This window comes from Massilia sp. LXY-5, from assembly GCF_059801075.1.
This window is the reverse complement of sequence record NZ_JBNNEH010000013.1, coordinates 1-3,437: the sequence shown is the minus strand read 5'-3', so window position 1 is coordinate 3,437 and position 3,437 is coordinate 1. Positions and strand designations below refer to the sequence as shown.

The 3,437-nt window shown below is 62.4% G+C and carries 2 protein-coding genes and 1 rRNA gene; all 3 read right to left on the bottom strand.

Translation table 11 applies throughout. The features are described 5' to 3' along the window. Positions 1–363: 363 nt before the first annotated feature. On the bottom strand, positions 364–672 hold the full coding sequence (locus ACI48I_RS24110) for a hypothetical protein (RefSeq protein ID WP_498575717.1): 309 nt from the start codon (positions 670–672) through the stop codon (positions 364–366). Then, entirely contained in the window at positions 669–3,065 is a 2,397-nt protein-coding gene (locus ACI48I_RS24105) for a DUF8189 domain-containing protein (RefSeq protein ID WP_498575716.1), read from the bottom strand. The genes ACI48I_RS24110 and ACI48I_RS24105 overlap by 4 nt, the downstream gene beginning before the upstream one ends. 271 nt (positions 3,066–3,336) lie before the next feature. Further along, positions 3,337–3,437, bottom strand: a 5S ribosomal RNA gene (gene rrf / locus ACI48I_RS24100); the annotation flags it as partial.

The following is a 3,437-nucleotide window of genomic DNA, read 5'->3' as shown; positions in this document are numbered from 1 at the left end:
TTTTTGTGAACATTTGATAATTTAAGTAATCAAGAACCGAAGCTCTTGGCACCTTCATCAAACGCCCACACTTATCGACTGTTAATTGTTAAAGAACTTGTTCGGTACTGCTTGCTACTTGTCGACAAATCGTTTTGTTTGTCAGCAGCAGAGAGATGAGATTATGCAGTGTTTCGCGTTTTTCGTCAACCTCTTTTTTTACTGCACCGCGTTTTCCGCGGTTCCCGTTGGGAGTTCAACTACTTGATTTCGTTGTCGTTTTCGCGAGGAGGCGAACTATAACAAAGCCACAGGAGCTCTGCAAGAGGCTTCGCGAAAATAGTTCCTGCACGGCGCCTGACGATGACGCCAGGCGCCGCCAGTTCAGGCCTGCCTGACCTTCAGTACATCGGGACCGAACTCGATCACTTCGATCACGCGCGAATCTCCCAGGCGGAAGCGATTCATCCCGAGTGCCGTCATGCCTTCGGCGGCATGCGTTTGCCGGTCGTCAGGACCCGGCATCCCCGTGACCACCTGGCCGGCTTGCTGGAAGTCGAGGGTTTCGCGTCCGCGGCGGCTGGGGGGAAACGGGAATGATCCGCCTGGACGGTAGACCTGCACATCGCCCTCGTCCTCCTCGAAGGAATGGGCCCAGGTACCAGTCAGTGAGCTTGTCTGTGAGGTCGTCATGATAAGGTCGCCCCCAGCTGCTGCGTAATGCCCTGTGCCGGAAGCGGCATGGTGACGGCCGGAGCGCGCGGCTCGTCCTTGCGGAACGCCGAGATGACGCCCCCCATGTTTTCGTAGCCGGTGAGCGATGGCCCCCATGCCGATCCGTTCCACCACTTGTGGTAGAGCGCGCTGTCGGTACCGGTGACAAACACGTCGAGGCGGTTCGGCCCCCAGGCGACGGCCCGTGGCTGGGAGGTGCAGACGCCGCCCATGCTTTCGTAGCCTGTCACCGATGGGCCCCACGACTGGCCATTCCACCACTTGTGGTAAAGGGCGCTGTCGGTGCCGATGACGAAGACGTCGAGACGGTCCGGTCCCCAGGCCACGACCTCGGGCTGGCCGATGCATACGCCGCCCAGGCGTTCGAAACCGTCGACCGACGGCCCCCACGACTGGCCGTTCCACCACTTGTGGTAGAGCGCGCCATCCGTGCCGGTGACGAACACATCGAGCCGGTTCGGTCCCCATGCGACGACGCGCGGCGCCGAGGTGCAGACGCCGCCGAGGCGCTCGTAACCAGTGACCGACGGCCCCCAGGACGTGCCGTTCCACCACTTGTGGTACAGCGCGCGGTCGGTGCCGATCACGAACACGTCGAGGCGGTCGGCTCCCCACGAAACGGCTTCGGGCTGGCCGACGCAGGTACCGCCGAGGCTTTCGTAACTGGTAAGCGACGGCCCCCAGGACGAGCCGTTCCACCATTTGTGAAACAACGCACGGTTCGTGCCGAGCACGAATACGTCGAGCCGGTTCGGGCCCCATGAAACGATACGCGGATCGTCCAGGCAGACGCCACCCATGTTCTCGTAACCGGTGACCGATGGCCCCCAGGCGGAGCCGTTCCACCACTTGTGGTAAAGGGCGCTGTCGGTGCCGGTAACGAATACATCGAGGCGGTTCGCTCCCCATGCGACGGCCTGCGGGACGCTGGTGCAGACGCCGCCCATGTGCTCGTACCCTGTGACGGAGGGGCCCCATGCACTGCCGTTCCACCACTTGTGATAGAGCGCCCGATCGGTTCCGAGGACAAATGTGTCGAGGCGGTTGGGGCCCCACGCAAGCACCGGCGACGAACTCGGGCGGATCGCGCCGGCGCTGCTGCCGATTGCACTGCGCACGCCGTCGAGGCAGGCCTGCATGCGTGCCACCTGGCCGGTGGAAAACATCACCATCGCCCTGTCGTCGACGTAATCCATGTAATTCATGAACATGTCGCCGTTCGGCCCGTTGCTGCACGACACATGCGGGAAGGTCGGCACGCCGGTATTGCTGCCTGCCTGGTTCGGGGTGTCCGCAACATTGTCGGTGCCGCTGCAGCCGGTGCCGTCGTCGCCCCAGATGTGGTTGAGGTTCAGCCAATGGCCGATTTCGTGGGTCGCGGTGCGCCCGAGATTGAACGGCGCGGCTGCAGTGCCGGTGGTGCCGAAGGCCGAGTGCAGGATGACGACCCCGTCGGTGGCATCGGGGCCGCCGGGGAACTGCGCATAGCCGAGCAAGCCGCCACCGAGTTGGCAGACCCAGATATTGAGGTAGTTCGCGGCCGGCCAGGCATCCATGCCCCCGGTGGCGGCCGATTTCACCGCATCGTTGTCGGAAAACGAAGTGACCGAGGTCTGGCGCCGTTCGATGCCGTTCGTCGGCGCGCCCGAGGGATTGGTGGTGGCCAGGGAAAACTCAACGCGGACATCCGCCGCAAGCGGCAGGAAAGGCGCGGGCGTGGTACTCACGTCAGGGTTGGTGCGGCGGAAATCGCGGTTCAGGACATCGATCTGGCTCGTGATCTGTGCGTCGGAAATATTTTGCGCGGCTGTGTTCCACACCACGTGCACGACCACGGGAATACGGGTGATGCCGGTGCGTTGCGCGCTCAGGCCGGAAAGCTCGAAGCGCGCGGTCTGGTCTTCGATCTCGTCGCGAACGCGCGCGTACTGGGGGTCGGTCGACAGGAGGCGCCGGTGCACGTCCATGGTGCCGCATTTGCGCACCTGCGGCGTGTCCGCGCTGCCGTTGCCTCCGCCTCCGCCGCCACCGCCGAAGGTGCCGCCGCCGCCGCTGCCTGGGCCGCCGCCGTCAGGACGCCCGCTGCTGCCGTCGCCCATTCCTCCGTCGGGCATGTCGTATTCACGACTTTGCAGGCGGGGCTCCATACCGCCTGAAGGCATGGAGCCGGTCGGGTCGCGCGCGCTCAGGCCTGGCATGCCGCGTTCGTCGGGAGCCGCGCCGATATCGCCAACGTTCGGCATCATGGTAGAAAAGGCGCTGCCTGCTCCGTTCTGCGATCCAGCCTTGGAGTCGTCCGAATTGTCTCCGTCAGGCATCGATGTCGCGCCCTTCGATGTTTTCGCTTTCATGTGATTCCCCTAGTCTCTTCCAGCGTACAAATGCACCCGCAAGGCGAGTGCGCCGTTTCCAATCGATATCAAATTGGAATCGCTTTTCAACTAGTAAGACAATTTGGGAGAGCGAAGTTCCGATCGCTGGGCTGGAATCGGAAGTTTGGCAGGAGGCAAGGGAAGACCAAGCCCTGTGTCCGCGCGGTCGCACGGCCAACTGCAGAGATCAAAACCGACAGACGAAAAAAAACCCGCTCAGATCACTGAGCGGGTTTTCTTTTTATAACTAGCCTGACGATAACCTACTTTCACACTGGTTGCAGCACTATCATCGGCGCAAAGTCGTTTCACGGTCCTGTTCGGGATGGGAAGGGGTGGGACCGACTTGCT